The sequence below is a fragment of the Mesorhizobium sp. M1A.F.Ca.IN.020.03.2.1 genome (genome assembly GCF_004023205.1).
Lineage (GTDB): Bacteria > Pseudomonadota > Alphaproteobacteria > Rhizobiales > Rhizobiaceae > Mesorhizobium.
On record NZ_RZSV01000063.1, the window covers coordinates 1 to 26597 of the forward strand.

Below are 26597 nucleotides of genomic sequence, written 5' to 3' on the forward strand. Positions count from 1 at the left end.
ACATCACGCCGCTCGAGTCGGCCGGCGAGGACGCCACCTTCATCTCGCGCATCCGCGAGGATTCGACCGTCGATAACGGCCTGTCGATGTGGGTCGTCTCCGACAATCTGCGCAAGGGCGCGGCGCTCAACGCCGTCCAGATCGCCGAGCTGTTGGTCGAGCGGGGCCTGATCCAGCCGAAGAAGAAGGCGGCTTAATTTCGCTCACGGGCGGCACCGCCGCTTCGCGGCTGGCCCTCCGCGAGGGCGCCGGACGACCGGCGGCCCGCGGTCGCGGGCTCGGCCTTCGGCCGTTGGGCTCTCGCTCACGGGCCGCGCGTCGCGGGCGGCCTTCCGCCGATAGCTCTCTTTTCCCCGTTCACGGGAAAGGTCGCGGCAGGAGGATGAGGGTGGCGCCGCAATGGGTGTGACGAGCGATGCCCGCTGCTTCCATGTGCTGAGGCGCTAGCCACTGTTCTCCGCAGCCAGCTGCCGCAGGATGCCGAGCGCCTCTTCCGCCCGCTCCGCCGGGACAAACAGATGGTCATGATAAAAGGCCGAGACCGGATTGACGCCCATGCCGGCAGCGGCGAGCCGCGTCGTGATCGCGGCCAGAAAGCCGACGGCGTCGAGCGACGAATGGATGTCGAGCGTGATCATCCGGCAGGGGAACGTGCCGGCGAGGCCGGCTAGCTTCGCTTGGTCCTCCGACACGATCAGCGTCAGACCTTCCCGCTCGCGAAACTGCATGACCGGATCAAGACCGTGCGGCACGGCCACACCCGGCGCCAGCGTCGCGAAAACATGGACATCGGGGAGCAGTTTCGGCGTCATCGACGCCAGTAGTCTTTGGAGATTGGTCTCGCCGGTCATTCTCTCTCCTTCGGTCATGCATTCTCACTCAATCATGCGTTCGAAAAAAGCGCACCGGCCCTTGTCGGATCGCCGCCCTGCCCGCCGTCCTTGGCTCGAAACTGGCAAAACAGCCAGGCTCCAACCAAGGAGGGAACACCAATGAGCATTTCAGAAACCGCTCCCGTCTCGAACGGCGCCTTGTGGACCGGGCGCGCGCTTAGCGCCATTGTCATCCTTTTCATGATCTTCGACGGCGTCATCAAGCTGCCGCCGCTGCAGATCGTCACCGAGACGATGGCGCAGCTCGGCTGGCCGGATGACCCAAACACCGCGCGGCTGCTCGGCATCGTCGGCCTGATCTCGACTGTGCTTTATGCGCTGCCGCGCACGTCCGTGCTCGGCGCCATCCTGCTCACCCCCTATATGGGCGGCGCGATTTCCACGCATGTGCGCATCGGCAACCCGCTGCTTTCGCACACGCTTTTCGGCGTCTATCTTGCTGTTGTCCTGTGGGGCGGGCTCTATCTGCGCGACCCCAGAGTGCGCGCGCTGATCCCGTTCAGCCGCTGAGGCGGTTCGTTCTGGTGATTCCACCGGCTGCGGCGACCGCAAGGCTTCGAAGCCGGGTTGCCAAGCTGCGTTACCGAACGCTAATTCGTGAGCACTCTCAATGCTGTCGAGGCCGGTTGGCGCAACCCGCGCCTGCCTTCGAAACAGCAATATTCGTTCCCTTCGGGATCAAATTAGCCGTTTGCGAGTTAAAGCTTGGCGGCGAGGACGGCGATCCCGTGAGAGAGGAACTGAAATGAAGAAAGCGATTACCATTCTGGTGCTGACGGTGGCGCTGGGCGCCTGTTCGCAGACGGAAAAAGGAGCGGCGATCGGCGGCTTGGGCGGTGCTGCGGTCGGAGCAGCCGTTGCCAATGACCCGGTCGAGGGCGCAGTGGTCGGTGGCGCTGTCGGCGCCGTGGCCGGCGCGTTGATCGGCCGTGCCAGCGAAAGCGGCAAGTGCCGTTATCGGGACCGCTACGGGCGCGTTTATATTGCTCGTTGCCCGTCGGGATATTGAGGTATCAACAGGCCTGACCAAAAGAACGGCGGGGTTGGCCCGCCGTTCTTTTGACCTGTTTTGACCGGGGGCCGAGACTACTCGGCGGTCGCGGCTTCCGCCTCGGCGGGTGCTGCGGACGCGGCCGCAACGGCAGCGGCGGCGTCTTCCTGGGCCTTCTTCAGCAGGGCTGCGCGCTCCTGCGCCTTCTTGCCCGGCAGGGCCTTGTTCGGGTTCGAGCGGGCCGGACGCTTGGCGATGCCGGCCTCGTCGAGGAAGCGCAGCACGCGGTCGGTCGGCTGGGCGCCGTGCGAGAGCCAGTGCTTGACGCGGTCGGCGTCGACCTTCACGCGTTCGCCGTCCTTCGGCAGCAGCGGGTTCCACGAGCCGAGCGCCTCGATGAAACGGCCGTCGCGCGGCGAACGGGCGTCGGCGACGACGACGTGGTAATAGGGACGCTTCTTCGAGCCCGCACGGGCCAGTCTGATCTTCAGTGCCATTCTTTATCTCCTAACAAGCTCTGAGTTGGTTGATTGGGTTGCGGCTTTGGCGTTGTGCAAGTCGTAATCCCAAGACCGCTGCGCAGTTGGGCGACATGCACCAGCTTCAGCCGGTTTTCGTCACGCCGTTGTTAGCGGCGATCTGTTCGTGATGCCGGATAACTTCGCGGATGACGAAGTTCAGAAATTTCTCCGCGAAATCCGGATCGAGATGCGCATCCTTCGCCAGTTGGCGCAGGCGGGCGATCTGCTGCTGCTCGCGCGCCGGGTCGGCCGGCGGCAGGCCATGCTCGGCCTTCAGCACGCCGACCGCCTTGGTGCAGCGGAAGCGCTCAGCCAGCATATGAATGAGGGCGGCGTCGATGTTGTCGATCGAAGCGCGGTAGCCCGCCAGAACGGCGCGTGCCTCGGCCATGTCCTTCTCTTCGTTCATCGCCCCTCACTTCTTCTTGCCAAGGCCAGGCAGCCCGCCGCCGCCGAGACCGGGAAGGCCCGGCAGTTTCATGCCGCCGGGCAGGCCCGGCAACCCGCCGCCGGGAAGTCCGCCGGGCAGCCCGCCCGGCAGGCCTTTGCCGAGACCGGCAGCCTGGGCCTGCTTCTGCAAGGCCTCCAGCTGCTTCGGGTCCATCTTGGAAAGGTCGGGCATGCCGCCGCCGGGCATCATGCCGCCAAGGCCCATCTTCGAGGCAAGGCCGCCCATCATGCCGCGCATCATGCCGCCGCCTTTGCCCTTGCCGCCCATCGCCTTCATCATGTCGGCCATGCCGCGATGCATCTTCAAGAGCTTGTTGATCTCGGCCGCGTCGGTGCCGGAGCCGGCGGCGATGCGCTTCTTGCGCGAGTGCTTCAAGATATCGGGGTTGGCGCGCTCGGCCTTGGTCATCGAGGAGATGATGGCGAGCTGCCGGCGGAACATCTTGTCGTCGAAGCCGGCCGCGGCGAGCTGGTCCTTCATCTTGCCCATGCCGGGCATCATGCCCATGATGCCGCCCATGCCGCCCATTTTCGACATCTGCTGAAGCTGCGCGGCAAGGTCGTTCAGGTCGAACTTGCCTGACTGCATCTTCTTGGCCATCGCCGCCGCCTGCTCGGCGTCGATGGTCTCGGCGGCCTTCTCGACTAGGCTGACGATGTCGCCCATGCCGAGGATGCGGTCGGCGATGCGCTTGGGGTGGAATTCCTCCAGCCCGTCCATCTTTTCGCCGGTGCCGATCAGCTTGATCGGCTTGCCGGTGACGGCGCGCATCGAAAGCGCGGCGCCGCCGCGGCCGTCGCCGTCCATGCGGGTCAGCACCAGGCCGGTGATGCCGACGCGCTCGTCGAAGCTTTTCGCTAGGTTGACGGCGTCCTGGCCGGTCAGCGAGTCGGCGACCAGCAGGATTTCGTGCGGCGACGACACCTTCTTGATGTCGGCCATCTCGACCATCAGCGGCTCGTCGATATGGGTGCGGCCGGCCGTGTCGAGGATGACGACGTCGTGGCCGCCGAGCTTTGCCGCCTGCACGGCGCGCTTGGCGATATCGACCGGGCTTTGGCCGGCGATGATCGGCAGCGTGGCGACCTTGGTCTGCTCGCCGAGCTGGCGCAGCTGCTCCTGAGCGGCCGGACGCCGCGTGTCGAGCGAGGCCATCAGAATTTTCTTGTTCTGACGCTCGGTAAGGCGCTTGGCGATTTTGGCCGAGGTCGTCGTCTTGCCGGAACCCTGCAGGCCGACCATCATGACGACGACGGGCGCGGGCGCGTTGAGGTCGATAGCGACGCCCTCGGCACCGAGCATATCGACCAGCTCGTCATGGACGATCTTGACGACCATCTGTCCGGGCTTGATCGACTTCAGCACCGCGGCGCCAACCGCTTTCTCGCGCACCTTTTCGGTGAAAGAGCGAACCACCTCCAGCGCCACATCGGCCTCAAGCAGTGCCCGGCGCACCTCGCGCAGCGCCGCCGAGACGTCCGCCTCCGACAGCGCACCGCGGCCGGTCAGGCCGTTCAGGATGGAGCCAAGGCGCTCTTGCAGGGACTCAAACATTGATCAGACCGCCGTGCGAGAGCGCCTTGGATTCATGCCGATCGCTGTCGGGCCTGCGGCCCTCCACGCCTCTTGTGCGCTCCTGCAGTGATTCAAACATCTTGCTTCCTTCGATCTCGGTTCATTCGACCCGAGAGGTAGTGCGTTCGCGCCGGGTCGCCAAGCAAAAGCGCAAAGCCAAAAAGCACCCGGGGGCGCATCGCGCTGCCGGGTGTTGGCCTCCAGGATCGGTTTACAGCTCTCGCCTCAAAGAGGCTTCGGCGTCCTGGTCGGCTTTCGCGGAGAGGGTCTCGTCGCGGAATTCGTGTGCGTCTAGACAGGAAATCGGCGGCGGAGTCAAGGCTGGGGTCGTTTTGAAGAGCAAGACACCGCGCCCAAAGGCGGTTCAGAGCAGCTTTTCGCCGTCCAGGATGCGCGTATAGAGATCGAGATAGCCGTTTGCCGTCTTGGCGATGGGAAATCGCGCGGCGGCGGATGCACGGCACTGCTCAGGGGACAAGCCGGCGATGTCGGCCAAGGCCTGCGCGAACTCGGCATCGGTGTCGAAGAGGCGACCGGTGGCGCCGTCGACGATTTCGGGCAGCGCGCCGCGCCGTGTCGTCAACACCGGCGTGCCGCAGAGCATCGCTTCGACCGGCGCCATGCCGAACGGCTCTTCCCAGGCGATCGGGTTGAGAAAAGCTCTGGCTTCTCCCAGCAGGCGCAGCTTCTCGTCGCCGTCGACGACGCCGTGGTAGCGGAAGCGGCGGCCGAGGCTCTTGAAGAAGACACCCTGGCGGCGAACCTTGGTGCGCTGCAGGAGCTGCCAGCGCGAGCCGCCGGCGATATCGAGATGGAAATCGAACGCACGGGCGAGATCGACAGCCCGGTTGAGGTTCTTGCCGGCGCGGGCGATGCCGGCCAGAAACAGAAGCCTGTCCGTCTTGCCGGCGGACAGCCGATAGGCGTCGACCGGAAAGCCGTTGTGGACGAAGGTTTCCCGCCCATGGTTGCGCGCATGGCTGGCGCTGACGAAGTTCCAGTTTGGCCTGTTTTGCGTGAATTCCGGGTCGAAGCCGTGCATCGTATAGAGCGCCGGTCGCGAAATCTCGATGTACCAGCCATTGAAATGCACGATGTCGGTGTCGGCCGGGATCGCAGCGCGGCATTCGGCGGCCGAAGAGGCCTGCCGCACTTCGCACAGCGGATGGCTCGAGCCGCGACCGGCGATCAGGACCACCTTGTGGCCGAGACGCGAAAGCTCTTTTGCCAGCCAGTCGACCTGCCGCTCAGTGCCGCCATAGCCTTTGCAGGGAATGGTGCGTTCCGCCACCAGCGTGATGCGCATCAGGCGAGCCCGTCGGTTTTCCGCCTGACCACGATCCGATCAAGAAACCGGTTTCCGCTTTTTTGGATCATGGCTCGTCCGGCCCGACCTTCAGGGGTGAGCGGCGATGCAGAAGCAGGAGCATCGTCAGCAGCGTGCTTACGATGCCGATCGCGGCGATGAGAACGGCGTCCCAATTGGTCCAGCCGGGGCCTTCCAGCGGCTTGGCGTTGAACAGGGCGAAGGAATTGTAGCTCTGCTGGTGCGAGATCAGCAGGAAGCCGATCAGATTGTTGCCGAGATGGGCGCCGAATGCAGCGCCGAGATTGCCGGTCACATAGACCAGCAGCGTCAGCAGCAGCGCGAAGGCGGCGATCGAGACCAGCACGCTGGCATTGATGGCAAGCGTCGAGGCCGGGCTCCAATGCAACGCGGTGAACAGAAGCCCCGGCAGCGCGGCCCAGATCAGCGGGCTGCCAAAGCGGCTGGCGAGGCCACGCAGCAGATAGCCACGGAACAGAGCCTCCTCCGATGAGGTCTGCAGAAAGGCGAGCGGCACGATCGCGAGAAGCAAGAGCAGCCAGGACGAGAACGCGATCGATCCGCGGACGATCTCCGGCTGCAGCCAATAGAGCAGCACCTCGGAGAACAAGGAGGTTGTCAGAACCGCGACCAGGCCTTTGAGAAACCCGCCGCGCGAGATGCGGCGGTCTGGGCCGATCAGCGCCGAGAGCGGCTCGCCATGAACGAAACGCATCGCGGCCCAAAGACCGATCCAAATGCCGGCAAAGGACGCCAGCACGGTGAGGATGCCGGCGGGAGAGGCAAGGAAATCCTGGATCGGCTGTCCGGTCGCCGGGCCCGGGAGGCGCAAGACGATGAAGGCGGCGGTGCCGGCGACGAGCACGACCAGCGTCACGGCGAGCCAGAAGAGAACGACGATCGCCGTTCCGAGCAGGAGCCGGAGCAGGGTGGTTTTCTCGTTCGGCGAGCGCCGGTAGCGCTCGAAGGCGGCGTTGTCGATGATCACACGGGGTCCCCTGCCGGGCGCTTTACGGTCGCATGATCTAGGGGATCGGCGTTTTCGGCGCAATCGCTCCCGTCAAATCCAGCAACCAGTTGGGCCGCTCGACCGCAGGGATCACCGAAACTGCCTGCAGATTAGCCATGGCCTTCCATCGGTGCAGGGCCACCCGTCTAACGCTGCTGCCGGGAATCCGGGCCGGTCGACAACAATTTCGGCTCTCGATTAACCGTTTTGCCGCTTTTTACGCTTAAGAAGCTTGCCATGAAACGCGTTATCGCCATCGCCGACCGCGCGGCCCTCGTCTCGTTGAAGCTGCTTGCAGCGCTCAACGTGCTGTTTTTCCTTTCGTTCCTGCTCGTGCTGCTGCTGGCCGGTCGCGCGCATGCCGAAGCGCCCGCCTGCGGCGGCAGCGACCTGCTGGCAGGTCTTGCAAAGAGCGATCCCGCCGCCTTCAAGAAGGTCGAGACCGAAGCCGCCGCCGTTCCAAACGGCCGGGGGCTGTTGTGGAAGCTCGAGAAACCGGGCGAGAAGCCGTCCTATCTCTTCGGCACCATGCACATGACGGACGCGCGCGTCACCACGCTGCCTGCCGCGGCCCAAAAAGCCTATGAAGGCGCCGACACCATCATCATCGAAACCACCGACGCCCTCGACAAGGCCAAGATGATGGCCGCCATGGCCGCCGAGCCTGGCCTGATGATGTTCACGGACAACACGACGCTATCCTCGCTGCTGTCGCCCGAGGATGCAGCGGTGCTGAACAAGGGGCTTGACGCACGCGGCATTCCGCCTCTGACGGTGGCCAAGATGAAGCCGTGGATCCTGTCGGCCATGGTGGCGCTGCCGGCCTGCGAGGTGGCGCGCCAGAGCGCCGGCGCGCCGGTGCTGGACGTCAAGCTGGCCGCCGACGCCAAAGCGTCCGGCAAGGACGTCGAGGGGTTGGAAACCGCCGTCGACCAGTTGCGCGCCATGGCTTCGCTGCCGCTCGCCTACCACATGAAGGGGTTGGTCGAGACGCTGAAGCTCGGCGACAAGGTGAACGACGTCAACGAAACCATGATCGTGCTCTACCAACGCGGCGAGGTCGGCATGTTCTGGCCGCTGTTTCGCGCCGTGCTGCCCGACACGGCGGATGACCAGGCCGGCTATGCCGCCTTTGAGCAGACCATGATCACCAGCCGCAACAAGGTCATGGTCGCGCATGCCATGCCGATTCTGGCCAGGGGCAATGCCTTCATGGCGGTCGGCGCGCTGCATCTGCCCGGCCCTGACGGACTGGTCGAAGATTTCCGCAAAGCGGGGTATAGTGTTACCGCCGTCAACTGAGTCGTCTGGCGGCTGGGGAGCGGAAAATGCCGGTTTTTCAGCGCTTTCCGTCCGCCTGCGTGAAACCCATTAGGGGATCCGCGCGTTGATGGCTGCTATTTGATGCCTTTCATTCCAAGGAGGACACGTTTCATGGCGAACCCTAACGACCCCTACACCCCGTCGAGCACGCCGCCCTCGAGGGGCGGTGGTGGCGGCAGCGGGTGGCTGATCGCCCTAGTTGTCATTATCCTGGCCATTGTTGCGTATTATGTTTTTGGCAGAACCGGTGGCGAGCACGCCCCCGCGACTTCCGAGCCGCCGGCCGCGACGACGCCGGCCCCGGCGCCTGCAACGCCTGAACCTGCGCCCGCAACGCCTGCTCCAGCTCCGACGCCAGCCCCGGCACCCGCGCCCACTCCGACGCCTGCCCCGGCTCCGGCACCTGCGCCGTCTCCGTGATCAGGCTATAGCTCCACGACGAACGGCCCGCCGAAAGGCGGGCCGTTTTTGTTTAACTACACCTTTGCCATCCTCGGGCGTTCGGCGCCGGCCGTGACGAGCACCTAAATATGGATCGGCTTGAAGAACGTGGCCAGCGCCGCTTCCTTGACCGCCTCCGACATGGTCGGGTGGGCATGGCAGGTGCGGGCGAGGTCTTCCGAGGAGCCGCCGAACTCCATCAGCACCGCCGCCTCGTGGATCATCTCGCCGGCGCCGAAGCCGACGATATGAACGCCGAGCACGCGGTCGCTCGCCTTGTCGGCGAGGATCTTCACGAAGCCGTCGGTGTGCAGCATGGCCCGCGCGCGGCCATTGGCGCTGAAAGGGAACTTGCCGACCTTGTAGTCGATGCCGGCCTTTTTCAGCTCCTCTTCGGTCTTGCCGACCGAGGCGATTTCGGGACTGGTGTAGACGACGCTCGGGATAACGTCGTAGTTCACATGACCGGCCTGGCCGGCGATCGTCTCGGCTACCGCCACGCCCTCGTCCTCGGCCTTGTGCGCCAGCATCGGCCCGGCAATGACGTCGCCGATGGCATAGATGCCGGGCACGTTGGTCCTCAGATGCCCGTCGGACTTGACCCGGCCGCGCTCGTCCATCTCGACGCCGGCTTCTTTCAATCCAAGGCTGTCGGCATAGGGGCGGCGTCCGGTCGCGACCAGCACGACATCGGCCTCGATCGTTTCCGCCGCGCCGCCCTTGACCGGCTCGAACGTCACGCTGGCGCCCTTCTTGGATTTGGCGACGCCGGTGACCTTGGCGCCGAGCTTGAACTCGAAGCCCTGCTTGGACAGCAGCCGCTGGAATTGCTTCGAGACCTCGCCATCCATGCCGCCGAGGATGGTGTCGAGGAACTCGACAACCGTGACCTTGGCGCCGAGCCTGGCCCAGACCGAGCCGAGCTCGAGCCCGATGACGCCGCCGCCGACCACCACAAGACTGCCCGGCACCTTGGCCAGCGACAGCGCGCCGGTCGAGGACACGATCACCTTCTCGTCGAAGTCGACCTTGACACCCGGAATGCCGGCGACGTCGGAACCGGTGGCGATGACGATGTTCTTGGTCTCGATCTCCTCGACCTTGCCGCCCTCGCCGGTGACCGACACCTTGCCGGCGCCGATCACCTTGCCGGTGCCGCGGAACGAGTCGATCTTGTTCTTCTTGAAGAGAAAAGCGACGCCGTTGACGTTGGAGGCCACGGTCGCATCCTTGTGCGCCAGCATCTTCTTGAGATTGAGTTTTGGCGCGCCGACCTCGATGCCGAGCATATCGAAGGCATGACCGGCTTCGGCGAACATCTCGGAGGCGTGGAGCAGGGCTTTCGACGGGATGCAGCCGATATTGAGGCAGGTGCCGCCGAAGGTGGCGTTCTTCTCGACCACCGCTGTCTTCAGGCCGAGCTGTGCCGCCTTGATGGCGCAGACATAGCCGCCCGGTCCCGATCCGATGATTACGACGTCATAAGCCATGATGGTGTCCTTCTGGTCTGGCCTTCAGCGGCCGCCGCTCACATTCAGGATCGCGCCCGTTATATAGGAGGCCGCGTCCGACAAAAGGTAGAGAACCGCGCTCGCGACCTCGTCGGCCGTGCCCGCGCGCTTCAGCGGCAGCAGATCCTGCATCCGCGCCACGCGCTCGGGCTGGCCGCCGGAGGCATGGATGTCGGTTTCGGTGATGCCTGGACTGACGGCATTGACGCGGATGCCTTCCAGCGCCACCTCGCGCGCCAGACCAACGGTCAGCGTGTCGATCGCGCCCTTGGAAGCGGCGTAGTCGACATATTCGCCGGGCGAGCCCAGTCGTGCCGCCGCCGAGGACAGATTGACGATGGCGCCGCCCTTGCCGCAGTGACGGGTCGACATGCGCCTGACGGCCTCGCGGGCGCAGAGGAAGGAGCCGACGACGTTGATGCGCATCATGCGCTCGATCCGCTCGGCGCTCATCTCATCGACACGCGCCTTGACGTCGACGATGCCGGCATTGTTGACGAAGGCGTCGAGCCGGCCGAAGGCCCGGTCCACCGCCTCGAACATCGCCACCACATCGGCCTCGTTGCCGACATCGCCCCTGACCGCGAAGGCCTCGCCGCCTGCGGCTTCGAGCTCGGCGACGAGCGCCTCGGCGGCGGCCCGGTTGGAGACATAGTTGATCGCCACCCCATAGCCTGCCCGACTGGCCTGCCGGCATATGGCAGCGCCGATGCCGCGGCTGCCGCCGGTGACCAGCAGCGTCTTCTTGTCGGCATTCATTCCTGGCAGCCTTTCAGGGCAAAGACGTCCCACGGTACTTTTGAGAAGCCCGCCGGACCATAAGCGGCTGACATTTCGAGCGACGGTCCGAGATCGGGAAAGATCAGGCTCTTCGGCGCATCCGCGCCCTCGGCCGGCAGCAGACCCACGACGCCCTTCTCATCGGCGCTATAGATCACGCCTTCCCAGACCGTGCAGGCGGCGAGCTCCTCGCCGGTGACGTCGCCGGTCGGGCATTTGTACATCAGCGAGCCGTGCGGCCGCCCGGCGGAGCCCTCGGTCCACATGGCGATGCCATCGAGCACGGTATTGTTGTCGAGTATCATGCGGAATGTGTTGGCGATCGTCGCCGAGGTACCCGTCGGGCTGAAATCGATCTCGGCGCCGCTTTTCGCCTCGCCATAGGCGGCAAGCTGGATCGGGCAACCGGCCTGGGCATCGGCTGCTACGAGAGCCGCACCGGCGGCAAGCGCGACCGGCCTCGCGGTGCTGAGCCAACGGGCCTTCACTCGCCGCCCCGCCCGCGAGCCTTCATGCTCCACCTCAGAGATCGAGCACCAGCCGCTCGGGATCCTCCAGGCTTTCCTTGACGCGGACGAGGAAGGTCACCGCTTCCTTGCCGTCGACGATGCGGTGGTCGTAGCTGAGCGCCAGATACATCATCGGGCGGATGACGATCTGGCCGCCGACCACCACCGGCCGCTCCTGGATCTTGTGCATGCCGAGGATACCGGACTGCGGCGCATTGAGGATCGGCGTCGACATCAGCGATCCGTAGACGCCGCCGTTGGAGATCGTAAAGGTGCCGCCCTGCATGTCGGCAACCGAAAGCTTGCCGTCGCGCGCGGCGAGGCCCAGCCGGCCGATCTCCTTCTCGATCTCGGCGATGGACATCTGGTCGGCATCGCGCACGACCGGGACCACCAGGCCCTTGTCGGTGCCGACGGCGACGCCGACATGCGCAAAGTTCTTGTAGATGATGTCGGCGCCGTCGATCTCGGCATTGACCGCCGGGATCTCCTTCAGCGCATGGGTGACGGCCTTGGTGAAGAAGCCCATGAAGCCGAGCTTCACGCCATGCTTCTTCTCGAACACGTCCTTATACTTGGCCCTCAGCGCCATCACCGCGCTCATATCCACCTCGTTGAAGGTGGTGAGCATGGCGGCGGTCGACTGCGCCTCCTTGAGCCGGCGCGCGATCGTCTGGCGCAGCTTGGTCATGCGCACGCGCTCCTCGCGCGAAGCATCGTCGGCCGTCGACGGCGCGCGGGCCGCGACCGGTGCGGGAGCAGGAGCAGGAGCCGCTTTCGGCGTCTCGGCCGGCTGCGATGGCGCGCCCTTGGCGATGGCATCGAGGACGTCGCCCTTCAGTACCTGGCCGCGCTTGCCGGAGCCCGTCAGTTGCTCGACCGAGAGATTGTGCTCGGCGATCAGTTTGGCCGCGGCCGGCGCCGGCGGCATGGTGCGCGGCTCGACCGGGCCGGCGTCGCCGGCCATCTTGGCGGTTTCGGCGGCGGCCTGCTTGGTCGTGGATGCGGCGTCCGGACTGGACGCCTGCGCCACCGCCTGCGGCTTGGTGGCGGGAGCGGCGGCTGCGCCGCCGGCCGAAATCGAGCCGAGCAGCGCCCCGACATTGACCGTCTCGCCTTCCTTGACGGTGATCTCGGAGAGCGTCCCGGCGCCCGCGGCGGGCACCTCCACCGTCACCTTGTCGGTTTCGAGCTCGACCAGCGGCTCATCGGCGGCGATCGCGTCGCCGACCTTCTTGAACCACTTGCCGACGGTCGCCTCGGTGACGGATTCGCCGAGAGTGGGGACGCGGATTTCGGTAGCCATTGTGCCTGTCCGTTCTCTTGTCTTCTTAAGGTCTGTTTGGTCCGGGTCTGCTTATTCACCCAGCGCGTCGTCGAGCAGGGCGGAAAGCTGGCTGAGATGCTTCGACATCAGCCCAGTGGCCGGCGAGGCCGAGGCCGGCCGGCCGGTATAGCGCACCCGCTGATGCTTGGCGTCGATATGCGCCAGCACCCATTCGAGATAAGGATCGATGAACGACCAGGCGCCCATATTCTTGGGCTCCTCCTGGCACCACACCATCTCGGCGTTGCGGAAACGCGACAGCTCGGTGATCAGCGCCTTGGCTGGGAACGGGTAGAGCTGCTCGACGCGCAGCAGGTAGATGTCGGTGATGCCGCGCTTCTCGCGCTCCTCATAGAGGTCGTAATAGACCTTGCCGGAGCAGAGCACGACGCGGCGGATCTTGGAATCCTTCACCAGCTTGATCGGCTGGTCGGCCAAGAGCTGCGCATCGTCCCACAACAGGCGGTGGAACGAGCTTTCGCCCGCCATCTCCGACAGCGTCGACACCGCCCGCTTGTGGCGCAGCAGCGACTTCGGCGTCATCAGGATCAGCGGCTTGCGGAAGTCGCGCTTCAGTTGCCGGCGCAGGATGTGGAAATAGTTAGCCGGCGTCGTGACGTTCGCCACCTGCATGTTGTCCTCGGCGCAGAGCTGCAGGAAGCGTTCGAGGCGGGCCGAGGAATGCTCCGGCCCCTGGCCTTCATAGCCGTGCGGCAGGAGGCAGACGAGGCCCGACATTCTCAGCCACTTGCGCTCGCCGGACGAGATGAACTGGTCGAACACCACCTGGGCGCCGTTGGCGAAATCGCCGAACTGCGCTTCCCAAAGCGTCAGCGCCTTGGGCTCGGCAAGGCTGTAGCCATATTCGAAGCCGAGCACCGCCTCTTCCGAGAGCATCGAGTTGATGACTTCGTAGCCGGCCTGGGCCGCAGATAGATTGTTGAGTGGAATGTAGCGCGTCTCGTCACGCTGGTCGTAGAGCACGGAATGGCGCTGCGAGAAGGTGCCGCGCTCCGAATCCTGGCCGGAGAGCCGGATCGGATTGCCGTCGAGCAGGATGGCGCCGAATGCCAGCGCCTCGGCGGTCGACCAGTCGATGCCGTCGCCGGATTCGATCGCCTGGCGGCGGTTCTCGAGGAAGCGCAGGATCGTCTTGTGTGCCTCGAAATCCTTCGGCACGTCGGTCAGCTTCTTGCCGATTTCCTTCAGCGTGCGGACCGGCACCGCGGTCTTGCCGCGCCGCTGTTCGTCCTGGTTGTCGGCCGTGCGCAGGCCGGACCAGGCGCCGTCAAGCCAGTCGGCCTTGTTCGGCTTGTAGGACTGGCCGACTTCCCACTCCTGTTCCAGATGCGCGCGCCAGTCGGCCCGCATCTTGTCGACCTCGGCCTGGGTGATGTGACCCTCGGCGATCAGCCGATCGGCATAGACCTGCACAACCGTCTTATGGCTGCGGATGTTGCGGTACATGATCGGCTGCGTGAAGGACGGCTCGTCGCCTTCATTGTGGCCGAAGCGGCGGTAGCAGAACATGTCCACCACCACCGGTTTGTGGAACTTCATGCGGAATTCCGTCGCCACCTTCGCGGCATGCACCACCGCTTCCGGATCGTCGCCGTTGACGTGGAAGATCGGCGCTTCGATCATCTTGGCCACATCCGACGGATAGGGCGAGGAACGCGAGAAGCGCGGATTGGTGGTGAAGCCGATCTGGTTGTTGATGATGAAATGCAGCGTGCCGGCGACGCGGTGGCCGCGCAGGCCGGAGAGCCCGAACATCTCCGCGATCACGCCCTGGCCGGCAAACGCCGCGTCGCCATGCAGCAGCAGCGGCATTACCTTGGCGCGCTCGGACAGCGGCACGATCTCGCCGCGCTCGCGGCCAGCGAGCTGGTCCTGCTTGGCGCGCGCCTTGCCCATCACGACCGGGTCGACGATTTCCAGGTGCGAGGGGTTGGCCGTCAGCGACAGGTGCACCTTGTTGCCGTCGAACTCGCGGTCCGAGGAAGCGCCGAGATGGTACTTCACGTCGCCCGAGCCCTCGACGTCGTCGGGAGCGGCCGAGCCGCCTTTGAATTCGTGGAAGATGGCGCGGTGCGGCTTGGCCATGACCTGCGAAAGCACGTTGAGGCGGCCGCGATGGGCCATGCCGAGCACGGCCTCCTTCAGGCCGAGCTGGCCGCCGCGCTTGATGATCTGCTCCAGCGCCGGGATCAGCGACTCGCCGCCGTCGAGGCCGAAGCGCTTGGTGCCCTTGTACTTGACGTCGATAAATTGCTCGAAGCCTTCGGCCTCGACCAGCTTCGACAGGATCGCCTTCTTGCCGGTGGCAGTGAAGGTGATCTCCTTGTCGGCGCCCTCGATGCGCGCCTGGATCCAGGCCTTTTCCTCAGGGTCGGAGATGTGCATGAACTCGACGCCGAGCGTCGAGCAATAGGTGCGGGTGAGGATATCAAGCATCTGCCGGATGGTGCCGAACTCGAGCCCCAGCACATTGTCGAGGAAGATCGGCCGGTCGTAGTCGGCTTCGGTGAAGCCGTAATTCTCCGGCGACAGCTCGTTATAGTCCTCAAGCGGCTTGGCGATGCCCAGCGGGTCGAGATTGGCGTGCAGGTGGCCGCGCATGCGAAAGGCGCGGATCATCATGATGGCGCGCACCGAATCGCGCGTCGCCTGGTGAACGTCGGCATCGGAAAGGGCCGCGCCGTTGACGACCGCCTTTTCCTTCACCTTCTTTTCGATGTGCTTTTCGACCAGGCCCCAATTGCCGTCGAGCGCCGAAACCAGCTCACCATTGGCCTGCATCGGCCAGGAAGGCTTCGCCCAGGAAGCGCCCTTGGCGTTCTTGCGCACGTCGCCCGCATCGTCCTTCAGCGCGGCGAAGAAGTCCTGCCATTCCGGATCGACGGAGCCGGGGTTGTCCTCATAGGCGGCATAGAGCGCGTCGATATAGTCGGCATTGCCGCCATAAAGGAACGAGGTGAGCGAGAATTGGTCGTTGGCCTGATCTTGTCTTGCCATTTTCGTCTGCGGAGCCTGGCTCCGTCTCCTTTTATGGAAGGGAGTAGGGGAGTAAGGCAGTAGGGGAGTAGGGCATTTTTTGCCGCTGATCTTTCCCTGCTGCCCTATTCCCTTACTCCCTACTCCCTTGACCTTTGATCGCCTCGACCAGCGTCGTGCCGAGCCGCGCCGGTGACGGCGAAACCTTGATGCCGGCCGATTCCATCGCCGCGATCTTGTCTTCCGCGCCGCCCTTGCCGCCGGAGATCACCGCGCCCGCATGGCCCATGGTGCGGCCGGCGGGCGCCGTGCGCCCGGCAATGAAGCCCGCCATCGGTTTCTTGCGGCCGCGCTTTGCCTCGTCCTTCAAGAACTGCGCGGCGTCTTCCTCGGCCGAGCCGCCGATCTCGCCGATCATGATGATCGATTTGGTCTCGTCGTCGGCGAGGAACATCTCGAGCACGTCGATGAACTCGGTGCCCTTGACCGGGTCGCCGCCGATGCCGACAGCAGTGGTCTGGCCGAGGCCGACATTGCTGGTCTGGAAGACCGCTTCATAGGTAAGCGTTCCCGAGCGGGAAACAACGCCGACCGAGCCCTTGCGGAAGATGTTGCCGGGCATGATGCCGATCTTGCATTCGTCGGGGGTCAAAACTCCCGGGCAGTTCGGGCCGATCAGCCGCGAGGAGGAGCGGTCGAGCCGCACCTTGACCTTGACCATGTCCATAACCGGGATGCCCTCGGTGATGCAGACGATCAGCGGGATCTCGGCCTCGATCGCCTCGATGATCGCTTCGCCCGCGCCTGCCGGCGGCACATAGATGACGGAGGCGTTGGCGCCGGTCTTCTCCTTGCCCTCGGCGACGGTGGCGAAGATCGGCAGGGTCTCTCCCTTCGCGCCGGTCCAGGTCTCGCCGCCCTTCTTCGGATGGACGCCGCCAACCATCTTGGTGGCGTGATAGGCCAGCGCCTGCTCGGTATGGAAGGTGCCGGTCTTGCCGGTCAGGCCCTGCACCAGCACCTTGGTATTCTTGTCGACGAGAATGGACATCGCGGCCCTTTTCTAAAAACCGTTGATCGAGGAAGGCGAAACGCGCCGGTAGAGGCCGCTCACCATGTCTTGCCAGGCGTCGCTGCCGGCGGGCTTGAAGTGCAATCGCATGCGGTAAGTATCAGTGCCGTCAAAACTGTAAGTCACGCGAGCCGAGCCGCGCGGCGACGACCGTTCCAGCACAAGCTCGTTGCCGTTCCATGTGCCCGTAGCCGGTGTGACCGGCACGAAACCCATCGAGTCGAACTGATGCATGGTGACGACGTCGTTCGGCTGATCGAAGCCGAACACATTATGCGCGCCGAACGAGATCGTGCCGTCGCGGCGCTGGCGGTAGCGCTGGACCACGAACTGGCCGCCGAACTGCGCGTCCGCAAGCACTTCCGAAGTCGCGGCGCCGGCATCGGTCCATTGCGTCGCCGCGACATCTTCCTCGCCACGCCACGCGCCGACCAGCGCCTGCAGGCGCTGGTGATCGGCCGAGAGGGATGAGAAAGGCGTCGCGTTCATGGCTCAGAGCCGCTTCAGATCGGTGACGGTGAGGTCGCTTTGGGCATTGCCGGTGTTGAGGGTGGTCGCCGGCTCGAACATAAGCACCACGGGCTCGACAGTCAGCGACCGCGGCCGATGCTCGACGCCGCGCGGCACGACAATGAAATCGCCCTCGCCGACCTCGACCGGCCCGTCGCGGAAATCGATGGCGATCTTGCCGCGCAGCACGAGGAAGGCCTCGTCCTCGTCATCATGCGCGTGCCAGTCGAAAACCTCGCCGAACTTGGCGACCTTGGCTTGGCTGTCGTTGACGTCGCCGGCGATGTGCGGATCGAAGACCTTGGCGATCTTCGCATCCGCCGCCTCGACCAGATTTATCTTGCGCGGAGGCATCCGCTTTAGCCCTTCACCGCCTTGACGATCTTCTTGGCCGCGTCGTCGAGGTCGTCTGCCGAGACGACGTTCAAGCCGCTGTCATTGATGATCTTCTTGCCGAGCTCGGCATTGGTGCCTTCCAGCCGCACGACCAGCGGCACCTTCAGCCCGACTTCCTTGACCGCGGCGATCACGCCCTCGGCGATGACATCGCACTTCATGATGCCGCCGAAGATGTTGATCAGGATGCCTTCGACCGCCGGATCCTTGGTGATGATCTTGAAGGCCGCCGTCACTTTCTCCTTCGAGGCTCCGCCGCCGACATCGAGGAAGTTGGCCGGCTCGGCGCCGTAGAGCTTGATGATGTCCATCGTCGCCATCGCGAGGCCGGCGCCGTTGACCATGCAGCCGATATTGCCCTCGAGCGCGACATAGGCGAGGTCGTATTTCGACGCCTCGATCTCCTTCTCATCCTCTTCGGTGGTGTCGCGCAGCTCCATCACGTCGGGATGGCGGAAGAGAGCGTTGTTGTCGAACGACACCTTGGCGTCCAGCACGCGCAGCTGGCCGTTCTTCATGACGATCAGCGGATTGACCTCGAGCAGGCTCATGTCCTTCTCGATGAAGGCCCTGTAGAGCAGCGGGAACAGCGTGCCGCCGTCTTGCGCCGCATCGCCGTCGAGCTGCAGCGCTGCGTTGAGCTTCTTCACATCATCGGCCGTCACGCCCTTTTCCGGATCGATGGCGACGGTGAGGATCTTTTCCGGCGTGTCATGCGCGACCGCCTCGATATCCATGCCGCCCTCGGTCGAGACGACGAAGGCGATGCGCCCGACGGAACGGTCGACCAGGATCGACAGATAGAGCTCGCGGTCGATATCGGCGCCGTCCTCGATATAGAGGCGATTGACCTGCTTGCCGGCCGGTCCGGTCTGCTTGGTGACCAGCGTTTGGCCGAGCATCTCGTTGGCGTTGGCGACCACTTCGGCCGCCGACTTCGCCAGCCGCACGCCGCCCTTGGCGTCGGGGCCGAGTTCCTTGAACTTGCCCTTGCCGCGGCCGCCGGCATGGATCTGGCTCTTCACCACATAGAGCGGGCCGGGCAGCGTCTTGGCGGCGGCTTCCGCCTCGCTCGCCTTGAACACCGGAACGCCGCTTGCGACGGGCGCGCCGAACGACTTCAGCAGCGCCTTGGCCTGATATTCATGGATGTTCATGCGCTTGGTCTCCGGAGAGGGACGATTACTTGCCGGCGAGATGCGGGGCGATCTTGGTGCAGGCCTCGGTGAGGCCCTGCACGGCCGCCACCGAATTGTCGAACATCTTCTGCTCGGCCTTGGAGAGGTCGATCTCGATGACGCGCTCGACACCGCCGGCGCCGATCACCACGGGGACGCCGACATAGGTCCCCTTGACGCCGTACTGGCCAGACAGGTGCGCAGCGCAGGGCAGCACGCGCTTCTTGTCTTTCAGGTACGATTCGGCCATGGCGATGGCCGAGGCGGCCGGCGCGTAATAGGCTGAGCCCGTTTTCAAGAGGCCGACGATCTCGGCGCCGCCGTCGCGGGTGCGCTGCACGATCTGGTCGAGCTTGTCCTTGGAGGTCCAGCCCATCTTGACGAGGTCGGGCAGCGGGATGCCCGACACGGTCGAATAGCGGATCATCGGTACCATCGAATCGCCATGGCCGCCGAGCACGAAGGCGGTGACGTCCTCGACCGAGACCTTGAACTCTTCCGCCAGGAAGTAGCGGAAGCGGGCGCTGTCCAGCACGCCGGCCATGCCGATGACATGGCTGGTCGGCAGGCCCGAAAACTTCTGCAGTGCCCAGACCATGGCATCGAGCGGGTTGGTGATGCAGATGACGAACGCCTTCGGCGCGTATTTCTTGAGACCCGCGCCGACCTGTTCCATGACCTTGAGATTGATGCCGAGAAGATCGTCGCGGCTCATGCCGGGCTTGCGCGGCACGCCGGCGGTGACGATGCAGACATCCGCGCCCTCGATGCCGGCATAGTCGTTGACGCCTGTCAGTCTGGAGTCAAATCCGTCGACCGGCGAGGACTGGGCGATGTCGAGACCCTTGCCCTGCGGAATGCCCTCGGCGATGTCGAACAGCACCACGTCGCCGAGATCCTTCAGGCCGATCATATGGGCGAGCGTGCCGCCGATCATGCCCGAGCCGATGAGCGCTATCTTGTTGCGTGCCATGTCAGGATGTTTTCCCTTTGTCTGTGACGGTGCCGTGACGGGGGCCGGGGGCCGGAAGGAATGCGGGAAACCGCAGGATTTCGCCGAACCCAATAGCTCCGGCATGGAGAAAATTCAAACGGTTATTTTGCACCTAGTGTTTTCAATCGGTTAGATGCATTGGGAATTACGTAAACGTCAAAATTTTCGAGGTAACTGAACAGAATTTATACAATAAACGATGAAATCAGAAGGCCTTCATCCCGGCGATGACGCCGTTGTGATTTTAGGACGGGCGGACAGAGGCAAGTGGGGCGGCCGAGCGGTTTGGCAGGTGCGCATTCAAGCGACGAAGCGCTTATCGCTTCGCGTCGCTCTGTCTAAGGATGACGACTCCAGGCGGCTACGTTCACGCCTGCCGCGCCTCCGCGGGTTCCGCCCCGACTTGCCGCCTCTCCGCCCAGCCTTCCAGCCAGTCGCGGCTCTGCATTTCGATCAGTCGCGAGGCAGTGCGCTCGAATTCGAAGACTTCCGTGCCGCGCCTGGCGATGTAGAGCACCTCGGGGGGCGCGGCGGCGCTCATCACCAGCCGCATGTGGTGGTCGTAAAGCGTGTCGATGAGCAGAATAAAACGCTTGGCTTCGTTGCGCTTGCCTTCGCCGAGCACCGGCACATGGTCGATGAAGACGGTCGAGAAGCGGTCGGCGATGGCCAGATAGTCGCGCGCGCCGAGCGGCTTTTCGCAGAGATCGGCGAAGGAGAAACGGGCGGCATCGCCGGCAGCGCGCGGCACCACGAGCTGACGCCCTTTCAGCGTCAGCGTCATCGCCGCGGTCGGCCTGCCATGTGTCATCGTCTTCCAAGCGTCGTCGAGCGCGCGGTCGGCCGCGGCGTCGGCGGGCGTGACATAGATCGGCAAGCGGTTGAGCTTTTCCTGCCGGTAGTCCTTTTCGGCATCCAGCGTCAGCACATGCGCATGACGTTCGAGCAGGCCGATGAAGGGCAGGAAAAGCTGCCGGTTGAGGCCGTCTCGATAAAGGTCATGAGGCGCGACGTTGGAGGTGGCGACCAGCACGACGCCTTTGGAAAACAGCGCCGAGAACAGGCGCGACAGGATCATGGCATCGGCAATGTCGGTGACCGAAAACTCATCGAAGCACAGCACCCAGGCCTCCTCGGCCAGCGCCCTCGCCACCGGCGGGATCGGATCGTCTTCCTTGACATCGCCGTTCTTGCGCGCCGCCCGGTGTTTTTGGATGCGGTCCTGCACGTCGGCCATGAAATCGTTGAAATGGACGCGGCGCTTTCGCCTGACCGGCAGGAGATCGAAGAACATGTCCATCAGCATCGTCTTGCCGCGCCCGACGCCGCCATGGATGTAAATGCCCTTGACGGCCTCGCGCGGCTTGTTGCTGCGCGCGAACAGCCAGCCCAGCGCGCTCGATTTCTGCGCCAGCCTTTTTGCGGAGATCTCGTCGGTCAGCCGGTCGAGCGCGGCGACGACGCGCTCCTGCGCCGGATCGCGTTCGACCACGCCGGTTTCCACCAGATGGTCGTAGCGCTGCCTGACGGTCGCATGCGTCTGAAGGCCGTCACGCAGGTGCATAGGTCACGTCGTTCTCGGGCAATTTCGGAAAGCGGCTTGTCATCCGAAACTGCGTGAAACAATAGTGGAGGGTCCGCCCTACCTTGTAAGCGAGATCGGCTGGCCGTTGGAAGTCTGGCCGTCGAACTTTTCGCCGCCGGAGGAATAGAGCCTGGCCAGCGTGCCGCCGTTTTCGTCGTAGAGCGTCAGCTGCTTGCCGGCGACATTCCACGACTTGATGCCGTCGATCGGAGCCGGGCAATGCAGCGGACCGGCGCGGTAGCCGGCGCCGAACTTGGTCTGCGGCGTCGCCACTTTGCAGCTCTGGCCGGAGACACTGACATTCCAGACGCCGGCGACGCTGGCCGCGGTCAGGTCCGCAGCGCCCGTGGGCGCCGAACCGTCCGGCGGCAGAGAAGCCATCTGACTGTTCTTCGGCGCGGTGGGGAATTGCGACGGGTCGGTGGTGCCCGGAGCAGCCGGTGGCGGCAGCTGGTTCTGCGTCACCGTGCCGGAGGGCGCCGGCGTGAGCGGCGCCGGCTGCTGATCGTCCATCGATGAGAAGCGCGAGGTCGAGCAGCCGCTCGCAACGAGCGCGGCCAGCGATACGGCCAAAAGGCCAGTCTTCGAAAAAGTCATTCCAACCTCCGTCGGATCCGGTGGGGGGCGCCGTCCGCGTAAACACTCGCTTCACCAAGATGGCGAAGGTGGCAGAATTTCAACCCGATATGGTTAAAATAGGGTTTTCGGAGCTGGTGTTGCAAATTTGTCGCGACGGCCTTCCTTACCGGGGCGCCAGTCGAGAAATTGGACCGTAACGTCTTGAAATTTCAGGCTTGCAGCGGCGCGCTGGGCACGAAGAGATACCCGTCCGGACCAACGATATAGCATTCGCGCAAGCCATGCGGCTTGTCGATCGAACCGGCCAACACGATGTGGCCGAGTGCTGCCGCCTTTTTTTCGACCGCATCCGGATCGGCGCCATAGAGGCGCAGCTCGATGCCGGCGCCACGCGTTTCGGCTCCGGCAAAGACGCCGGTCATCGGATTGTCGAGATAGGAATGGTCGGCATGCAGCATGAAGATCGAGCCCAGCAGCTCGATGGCCGCGAAATCCTCGTCGGCATAGATGATGCGCGCGCCTAGCACATCGCGGCAGAAAGCCTCCATCGCCGCCATGTCGGTGACAAGCAAGTTGACGCCCAGCCCATGCGGCAGCGAGCGGCCGAAATCCTCGGCCTTCATCCACGGTGTCCCGGTCCGCTTCTTCGCCACGGTGTTGTTCCTCCACATCGTCGATCCTAGTCGAAGCAGACCGTTGGCCCTTGGCATTCCCCAGCAAAATGCTTGCGCCAGGCGGCGGCGTCCTTATTTCAGGACAAGCGACAGGGAGTGGGCGGAGAAACGATGGCCGCAAGAACAAGAGCAGCCAACCGCTACTATAGCGGCCCACTCAGCGATCATTTCGACGGTAGCCTCTTTTTCAATCCCGAGGGCAGGCCGCCGGCGCGCTTCACCGATTTGCTGAAATGGCAATTGAGCGGTGGGCGCTCGAAATGGCCGGCGGCCTGGCCGAGCCCATATCCCCAGGCGAAGCCCGAACAACGGATCGAAGGCGCTGCGCTTCGGCTCACCATGGTGGGTCACGCCTCGCTGCTCATCCAGACAGCCGGCCTGAATATCCTGACCGACCCGGTTTGGTCCGAGCGTGCCTCGCCTTTCGGCTTCGCCGGACCGAAGCGGGTCAACGCGCCGGGCATCGCCTTTTGCGACTTGCCGCCGATCGACCTGGTGCTGCTCAGTCACAACCACTACGACCATCTCGACCTCGCGACCCTCAAGCGGCTGAAGCAAAGCCACGACCCGATGGTGATCACGCCGCTCGGCAACGATGCGATCATCGGCACTGCCGTGCCCGGCATGCGCGTGTCGGCACATGATTGGGGCGACAGCGTCGAAGTCGCCAGCGACGGCATCATCCACATCGAGCCGGTGCATCACTGGTCGGCGCGTGGCGGGCGCGACCGCCGCATGGCGCTTTGGGCGGGATTCGTCATCGATACGGCGGGCGGCAAGGTCTATTTCGCCGGCGACACGGGCTTCCACGGCGGCACCAACTACCGCCGAATGGCGGAAAAGCATGGCTGGTTTCGGCTGGCCATCCTGCCGATCGGCGCCTATGAGCCGCGCTGGTTCATGGCCCCGCAGCACCAGAATCCGGCGGAAGCCGTCCAGGGCATGAGGCTGTGCGGCGCCGTCCATGCTGCCGGCTGCCACTGGGGCACCTTTCAGCTCACCGACGAACCGATCGAGGAGCCTGCGCAAAAGCTCGCCGAGGCATTGGCGGCCGAAGGCATTTCGCCGGAGCGTTTTCGCGCCATGCGCCCGGGCGAAGCATGGGATGTGCCGCCGTCTGGCTAAGGAACCCAGCCCGGGCAAACGCGTTGGTTGCACAACGCAAATCCGCCTCGGAGCCTTCCATGATCAAATGGATCATCATCCTTCTTATCGTTGCCGCTGCGGCAAGCCTGCTTGGCATGCCCGCGCTCGCCGGCGCCGCCGCCACAGGTGCCCGCATCCTGATCGGTATTGTGCTGATCATCTTCCTGCTGATCGTGCTCGGCGTCTTCGCCGTGACTTAGCCCGCATATTCGCCGCGGCAGGCCAGAGCCGCGTCCTGGCCGGGAGTCGCGTTGCACTGGTAATTCCCGCCCGTTTCCGCCATATAGCGCCAAACGGAATTGGAACGACCGGTTAGATGGCAGGCACTGCCCCATTCGCCAAGATGAACGGCATCGGCAACGAGATCATCGTCGCCGATATGCGCGGCCGTGCCGACAAGGTGACGGCAGCCGCGGCGATTGCCCTCAATGCCGACGCGGCGACCAAGTTCGATCAGATCATGGCGATCCATGATCCGCGCACGACCGGCACTGCTTATTACGTCGACATCTTGAATTCGGACGGCACCGGTGCGCAGGCCTGCGGCAATGGCATGCGCTGCGTCGTGCAGGCGCTTGCGGCCGAGACCGGCCAAAAGACCTTCACCTTCGAAACCCGCGCCGGCATTCTCAATGCTCAGGAACATGCCGACGGCTCGATCTCGGTCGACATGGGCAAGCCGCGTTTCGGCTGGCAGGAGATCCCGCTTGCCGAGGAGTTCCGCGACACTCGCATGATCGAACTGCAGATCGGCCCGATCGATGCGCCGGTGCTGCATTCGCCTTCGGTCGTCTCGATGGGCAATCCGCACGCGATCTTCTGGGTCGACCGCGACGTCTGGTCCTACGAGCTCGACCGATTCGGTCCGCTGCTCGAGAACCATCCGATCTTTCCCGAGCGCGCCAACATCACCATCGCTCAGGTCACCTCGCCCGAGACGATGTTCATCCGCACCTGGGAGCGCGGCGCGGGTCTCACCAAGGCCTGCGGCTCCGCGGCCTGCGCCGCCGTGGTGGCAGCCGCCCGCACCAAGCGCACCGGCCGCAGCGTGTCGCTGGTCACGCCCGGCGGCGGCGAGCTCAATGTCGAGTGGCGCGACGACGATCACGTCATTTTGACCGGCGCCGCCGAATGGGAGTTTTCCGGCAGCTTCGACCCTTCGACCGGCGCCTGGGCCCGCGACACCGAAAGCGCCGCCTGATGTCCGCTCTTCAAAAGGGCCCGGCGCCCGAAGGGCCTATCGGCAACGGTATCGACGTGGTCACGTTCGGCTGCCGCCTCAACACCTATGAATCGGAGGTGATGCGCCGCGAGGCCGAAAGCGCCGGCCTCGGCGCGCTGGAAGGCGGCGCCGTCATCTTCAACACCTGCGCCGTCACCGCCGAAGCCGTGCGCCAGGCCAAGCAGGCGATCCGCAAGGTCCGTCGCGAGAACCCTGAAGCGCGCATCATCGTCACCGGCTGCGCCGCGCAGACCGAGCCGCAGAATTTCGTCGCCATGGACGAGGTAGACCTGGTGCTCGGCAATGAGGAGAAGCTCAAGGCGAACTCCTACCGCGCGCTGCCGGACTTCGGCGTCAACGATACCGAGAAGGCGCGCGTCAACGATATCTTCTCGGTGCGCGAGACGGCGAGCCACATGGTCGACGCCATTGAGGGCCGGGCGCGCGCCTTCGTGCAGGTGCAGAATGGCTGCGACCATCGCTGCACCTTCTGCATCATTCCTTACGGCCGCGGCAATTCGCGCTCGGTGCCGATGGGCGCCGTGGTCGAGCAGGTCAAGCGTCTCGCAGGCAACGGCTATGCCGAGATCGTGCTTACCGGCGTCGACATGACCAGCTTCGGCGCCGACTTGCCGGGCAGCCCGAAGCTTGGGAAGCTGGTGAAGACGATCCTGCGCCAGGTGCCCGAGGTGAAGCGCCTGAGGCTGTCGTCGATCGATTCCATAGAAGCCGACGACGAGCTGCTCGACGCGATTGCCACCGAGCCGCGGCTGATGCCGCATTTGCATCTGTCGCTGCAATCGGGCGACGACATGATCCTGAAGCGCATGAAGCGCCGGCATTTGCGCGATCAGTCGATCCGCTTCTGCGAGGACGTGCGGAAGCTCCGTCCCGGCATCGTCTTCGGAGCCGACATCATCGCCGGCTTCCCGACCGAGACCGAGGCGATGTTCAAAAACTCGGAGAAAATCGTCGCGGAATGCGGCCTGACGCATCTTCACGTCTTCCCGTTCAGCCCGCGCGAGGGCACGCCCGCCGCGCGCATGCCGCAGCCGCGCCGCGAGGTGGTGAAAGAGCGCGCCGCACGGCTGCGCGCCGCCGGCGAGGCCGCCTATCGCCGCCATCTGGCCGCCCTTGCAGGCACGCGGCAGTCGATCCTGATCGAGCGCGACGGGCTCGGCCGCACCGAAGGTTTCACGCTTGCCGCGATTGGCGTTGGACAGCCGGGTGAGATCGTCGAGGCGGTTGTCACCGGCCATGACGGCGCCCGGCTGATCGCGGCGCCGCTCGCCGCGCAAGCCGCCTGAGACTGCAAGACGTATGGCTGGTTTCTTCAAGAAGATATTTTCGTTCGGCAAGAAGGAAGTCGTCGAGGAGCGCGTCGACGAGACCGCGCCCCTGCCGCCGATCAAATGGGACGCGCTCGAGGCGCTGAAACCGGAAACCGAGCAGGAGCCTGCGAAGCCCGAACCTTCACCGGACATTCCGCCGGCGCCGGAACCCGTCATCCCGCCGGCACCGGAGCCGGTCGTTCCATCTGAGCCGGAGCCGCTGCCGCAGCCCCAGCCGGAAGAAGAGCCGCGGCC

The 26597-nt window shown here is 64.7% G+C and carries 27 protein-coding genes and 1 pseudogene; 9 read left to right on the plus strand and 19 right to left on the minus strand.

What is annotated here, in order from left to right; all coding sequences use genetic code 11:
* A partial coding sequence (locus EOA79_RS12815) for an Asd/ArgC dimerization domain-containing protein (protein ID WP_281060276.1) occupies nt 1-197 on the plus strand: 197 nt, incomplete at its 5' end.
* Between the two features lie 246 nt (nt 198-443).
* Here EOA79_RS12815 and EOA79_RS12820 read toward each other — a convergent pair.
* A complete protein-coding gene (locus EOA79_RS12820) occupies nt 444-851 on the minus strand; it encodes an ACT domain-containing protein (protein ID WP_095799597.1) in 408 nt (135 codons plus the stop codon).
* Nucleotides 852-992: 141 nt separating this feature from the next.
* Here EOA79_RS12820 and EOA79_RS12825 point away from each other — a divergent pair, with 141 nt between their 5' ends.
* Nucleotides 993-1403 (plus strand): DoxX family protein, encoded by a 411-nt coding sequence (locus EOA79_RS12825; RefSeq protein ID WP_127335716.1) that lies wholly within the window; start codon nt 993-995, stop codon nt 1401-1403.
* Between the two features lie 235 nt (nt 1404-1638).
* Nucleotides 1639-1902 (plus strand): YMGG-like glycine zipper-containing protein, encoded by a 264-nt coding sequence (locus EOA79_RS12830; RefSeq protein WP_066991674.1) that lies wholly within the window; start codon nt 1639-1641, stop codon nt 1900-1902.
* A gap of 77 nt (nt 1903-1979) precedes the next feature.
* Here EOA79_RS12830 and rpsP read toward each other — a convergent pair whose 3' ends face one another.
* From rpsP to EOA79_RS12860, 5 genes are all read right to left on the minus strand, one after another.
* Nucleotides 1980-2381, minus strand: coding sequence for a 30S ribosomal protein S16 (rpsP, locus tag EOA79_RS12835; protein WP_066991677.1), 402 nt, complete (start codon nt 2379-2381; stop codon nt 1980-1982).
* Nucleotides 2382-2487: 106 nt separating this feature from the next.
* Nucleotides 2488-2814 (minus strand): chorismate mutase, encoded by a 327-nt coding sequence (locus tag EOA79_RS12840; RefSeq protein WP_066991680.1) that lies wholly within the window; start codon nt 2812-2814, stop codon nt 2488-2490.
* A 6-nt stretch (nt 2815-2820) separates the two neighbouring features.
* Nucleotides 2821-4410, minus strand: coding sequence for a signal recognition particle protein (ffh, locus tag EOA79_RS12845; RefSeq protein WP_095825150.1), 1590 nt, complete (start codon nt 4408-4410; stop codon nt 2821-2823).
* A gap of 385 nt (nt 4411-4795) precedes the next feature.
* The gene (locus EOA79_RS12855) at nt 4796-5737 is read right to left on the minus strand and encodes a glycosyltransferase (RefSeq protein ID WP_095825151.1); all 942 of its coding nucleotides are present in this window, start codon (nt 5735-5737) and stop codon (nt 4796-4798) included.
* Between the two features lie 67 nt (nt 5738-5804).
* Entirely contained in the window at nt 5805-6746 is a 942-nt protein-coding gene (locus EOA79_RS12860; RefSeq protein ID WP_095825152.1) for a CPBP family intramembrane glutamic endopeptidase, read from the minus strand.
* 258 nt (nt 6747-7004) lie between these two features.
* Here EOA79_RS12860 and EOA79_RS12865 point away from each other — a divergent pair, with 258 nt between their 5' ends.
* A complete protein-coding gene (locus EOA79_RS12865; protein ID WP_095825211.1) occupies nt 7005-8069 on the plus strand; it encodes a TraB/GumN family protein in 1065 nt (354 codons plus the stop codon).
* Between the two features lie 545 nt (nt 8070-8614).
* Here EOA79_RS12865 and lpdA read toward each other — a convergent pair.
* The 13 genes from lpdA to EOA79_RS12935 all read right to left on the minus strand — a co-directional run bounded on the left by lpdA (nt 8615) and on the right by EOA79_RS12935 (nt 22622).
* Nucleotides 8615-10021 carry a dihydrolipoyl dehydrogenase gene (gene lpdA / locus EOA79_RS12875; RefSeq protein WP_095799604.1) on the minus strand — a complete coding sequence of 469 codons (1407 nt, stop codon included), beginning with the start codon at nt 10019-10021 and terminating at the stop codon, nt 8615-8617.
* A 24-nt stretch (nt 10022-10045) separates the two neighbouring features.
* A complete protein-coding gene (locus tag EOA79_RS12880; protein WP_095825153.1) occupies nt 10046-10801 on the minus strand; it encodes an SDR family oxidoreductase in 756 nt (251 codons plus the stop codon).
* Nucleotides 10798-11220, minus strand: coding sequence for a hypothetical protein (locus tag EOA79_RS12885; protein ID WP_245307513.1), 423 nt, complete (start codon nt 11218-11220; stop codon nt 10798-10800). Before EOA79_RS12885 ends, EOA79_RS12880 begins: the two co-directional genes overlap by 4 nt.
* A 124-nt stretch (nt 11221-11344) precedes the next feature.
* The gene (gene odhB, locus EOA79_RS12890; protein ID WP_067323636.1) at nt 11345-12637 is read right to left on the minus strand and encodes a 2-oxoglutarate dehydrogenase complex dihydrolipoyllysine-residue succinyltransferase; all 1293 of its coding nucleotides are present in this window, start codon (nt 12635-12637) and stop codon (nt 11345-11347) included.
* A 51-nt stretch (nt 12638-12688) separates the two neighbouring features.
* Nucleotides 12689-15676, minus strand: a complete 2988-nt coding sequence (locus tag EOA79_RS12895) for a 2-oxoglutarate dehydrogenase E1 component (RefSeq protein ID WP_067323638.1) — start codon at nt 15674-15676, stop codon at nt 12689-12691.
* Between the two features lie 112 nt (nt 15677-15788).
* Nucleotides 15789-16706, minus strand: a complete 918-nt coding sequence (gene sucD / locus EOA79_RS12900) for a succinate--CoA ligase subunit alpha (RefSeq protein WP_095825155.1) — start codon at nt 16704-16706, stop codon at nt 15789-15791.
* A 12-nt stretch (nt 16707-16718) separates the two neighbouring features.
* A complete protein-coding gene (locus EOA79_RS12905; protein ID WP_067323643.1) occupies nt 16719-17216 on the minus strand; it encodes a DUF1579 family protein in 498 nt (165 codons plus the stop codon).
* A gap of 3 nt (nt 17217-17219) precedes the next feature.
* Nucleotides 17220-17591 carry a cupin domain-containing protein gene (locus tag EOA79_RS12910; protein ID WP_095825156.1) on the minus strand — a complete coding sequence of 124 codons (372 nt, stop codon included), beginning with the start codon at nt 17589-17591 and terminating at the stop codon, nt 17220-17222.
* 5 nt (nt 17592-17596) lie between these two features.
* Complete coding sequence (sucC, locus tag EOA79_RS12915; RefSeq protein WP_095825157.1) at nt 17597-18790, minus strand: ADP-forming succinate--CoA ligase subunit beta; 1194 nt, start codon at nt 18788-18790, stop codon at nt 17597-17599.
* Between the two features lie 25 nt (nt 18791-18815).
* The gene (mdh, locus tag EOA79_RS12920) at nt 18816-19784 is read right to left on the minus strand and encodes a malate dehydrogenase (protein WP_095825158.1); all 969 of its coding nucleotides are present in this window, start codon (nt 19782-19784) and stop codon (nt 18816-18818) included.
* Nucleotides 19785-20172: 388 nt separating this feature from the next.
* Nucleotides 20173-21369 carry a cell division protein ZapE gene (zapE, locus tag EOA79_RS12925; protein WP_095825159.1) on the minus strand — a complete coding sequence of 399 codons (1197 nt, stop codon included), beginning with the start codon at nt 21367-21369 and terminating at the stop codon, nt 20173-20175.
* A 78-nt stretch (nt 21370-21447) separates the two neighbouring features.
* Nucleotides 21448-21987 carry a protease inhibitor Inh/omp19 family protein gene (locus tag EOA79_RS12930; protein WP_095779966.1) on the minus strand — a complete coding sequence of 180 codons (540 nt, stop codon included), beginning with the start codon at nt 21985-21987 and terminating at the stop codon, nt 21448-21450.
* Nucleotides 21988-22178: 191 nt separating this feature from the next.
* A complete protein-coding gene (locus EOA79_RS12935; RefSeq protein WP_245322415.1) occupies nt 22179-22622 on the minus strand; it encodes a VOC family protein in 444 nt (147 codons plus the stop codon).
* A gap of 132 nt (nt 22623-22754) precedes the next feature.
* Between EOA79_RS12935 and EOA79_RS12940 the strand changes: the two genes are divergently transcribed.
* The 5 genes and pseudogenes from EOA79_RS12940 to EOA79_RS12960 all read left to right on the plus strand — a co-directional run.
* A complete protein-coding gene (locus EOA79_RS12940) occupies nt 22755-23768 on the plus strand; it encodes an MBL fold metallo-hydrolase (protein WP_095825160.1) in 1014 nt (337 codons plus the stop codon).
* Between the two features lie 59 nt (nt 23769-23827).
* Entirely contained in the window at nt 23828-23989 is a 162-nt protein-coding gene (locus EOA79_RS12945) for a DUF1328 family protein (protein ID WP_066991727.1), read from the plus strand.
* A 116-nt stretch (nt 23990-24105) separates the two neighbouring features.
* Complete coding sequence (gene dapF / locus EOA79_RS12950; protein ID WP_127335757.1) at nt 24106-24990, plus strand: diaminopimelate epimerase; 885 nt, start codon at nt 24106-24108, stop codon at nt 24988-24990.
* Nucleotides 24990-26318, plus strand: a complete 1329-nt coding sequence (mtaB, locus tag EOA79_RS12955; protein ID WP_095825162.1) for a tRNA (N(6)-L-threonylcarbamoyladenosine(37)-C(2))-methylthiotransferase MtaB — start codon at nt 24990-24992, stop codon at nt 26316-26318. Before dapF ends, mtaB begins: the two co-directional genes overlap by 1 nt.
* A gap of 13 nt (nt 26319-26331) precedes the next feature.
* Nucleotides 26332-26597 (plus strand): annotated as a pseudogene (locus tag EOA79_RS12960) (signal recognition particle-docking protein FtsY); the annotation flags it as partial.

Bases quoted from the DNA above. Each gene is read 5' to 3' on its own strand.
- odhB (WP_067323636.1), bottom strand. From the start codon at position 12,637: ATGGCTACCGAAATCCGCGTCCCCACTCTCGGCGAATCCGTCACCGAG.
- EOA79_RS12825 (WP_127335716.1), top strand. From the start codon at position 993: ATGAGCATTTCAGAAACCGCTCCCGTCTCGAACGGCGCCTTGTGGACC.
- EOA79_RS12840 (WP_066991680.1), bottom strand. From the start codon at position 2,814: ATGAACGAAGAGAAGGACATGGCCGAGGCACGCGCCGTTCTGGCGGGC.
- EOA79_RS12865 (WP_095825211.1), top strand. From the start codon at position 7,005: ATGAAACGCGTTATCGCCATCGCCGACCGCGCGGCCCTCGTCTCGTTG.
- mdh (WP_095825158.1), bottom strand. From the start codon at position 19,784: ATGGCACGCAACAAGATAGCGCTCATCGGCTCGGGCATGATCGGCGGC.
- zapE (WP_095825159.1), bottom strand. From the start codon at position 21,369: ATGCACCTGCGTGACGGCCTTCAGACGCATGCGACCGTCAGGCAGCGC.
- EOA79_RS12945 (WP_066991727.1), top strand. From the start codon at position 23,828: ATGATCAAATGGATCATCATCCTTCTTATCGTTGCCGCTGCGGCAAGC.
- EOA79_RS12930 (WP_095779966.1), bottom strand. From the start codon at position 21,987: ATGACTTTTTCGAAGACTGGCCTTTTGGCCGTATCGCTGGCCGCGCTC.
- lpdA (WP_095799604.1), bottom strand. From the start codon at position 10,021: ATGGCTTATGACGTCGTAATCATCGGATCGGGACCGGGCGGCTATGTC.
- EOA79_RS12905 (WP_067323643.1), bottom strand. From the start codon at position 17,216: ATGAACGCGACGCCTTTCTCATCCCTCTCGGCCGATCACCAGCGCCTG.
- sucC (WP_095825157.1), bottom strand. From the start codon at position 18,790: ATGAACATCCATGAATATCAGGCCAAGGCGCTGCTGAAGTCGTTCGGC.
- EOA79_RS12895 (WP_067323638.1), bottom strand. From the start codon at position 15,676: ATGGCAAGACAAGATCAGGCCAACGACCAATTCTCGCTCACCTCGTTC.
- sucD (WP_095825155.1), bottom strand. From the start codon at position 16,706: ATGTCCATTCTCGTCGACAAGAATACCAAGGTGCTGGTGCAGGGCCTG.
- ffh (WP_095825150.1), bottom strand. From the start codon at position 4,410: ATGTTTGAGTCCCTGCAAGAGCGCCTTGGCTCCATCCTGAACGGCCTG.
- dapF (WP_127335757.1), top strand. From the start codon at position 24,106: ATGGCAGGCACTGCCCCATTCGCCAAGATGAACGGCATCGGCAACGAG.
- EOA79_RS12880 (WP_095825153.1), bottom strand. From the start codon at position 10,801: ATGAATGCCGACAAGAAGACGCTGCTGGTCACCGGCGGCAGCCGCGGC.
- EOA79_RS12940 (WP_095825160.1), top strand. From the start codon at position 22,755: ATGGCCGCAAGAACAAGAGCAGCCAACCGCTACTATAGCGGCCCACTC.
- mtaB (WP_095825162.1), top strand. From the start codon at position 24,990: ATGTCCGCTCTTCAAAAGGGCCCGGCGCCCGAAGGGCCTATCGGCAAC.
- EOA79_RS12910 (WP_095825156.1), bottom strand. From the start codon at position 17,591: ATGCCTCCGCGCAAGATAAATCTGGTCGAGGCGGCGGATGCGAAGATC.
- rpsP (WP_066991677.1), bottom strand. From the start codon at position 2,381: ATGGCACTGAAGATCAGACTGGCCCGTGCGGGCTCGAAGAAGCGTCCC.
- EOA79_RS12820 (WP_095799597.1), bottom strand. From the start codon at position 851: ATGACCGGCGAGACCAATCTCCAAAGACTACTGGCGTCGATGACGCCG.
- EOA79_RS12855 (WP_095825151.1), bottom strand. From the start codon at position 5,737: ATGCGCATCACGCTGGTGGCGGAACGCACCATTCCCTGCAAAGGCTAT.
- EOA79_RS12830 (WP_066991674.1), top strand. From the start codon at position 1,639: ATGAAGAAAGCGATTACCATTCTGGTGCTGACGGTGGCGCTGGGCGCC.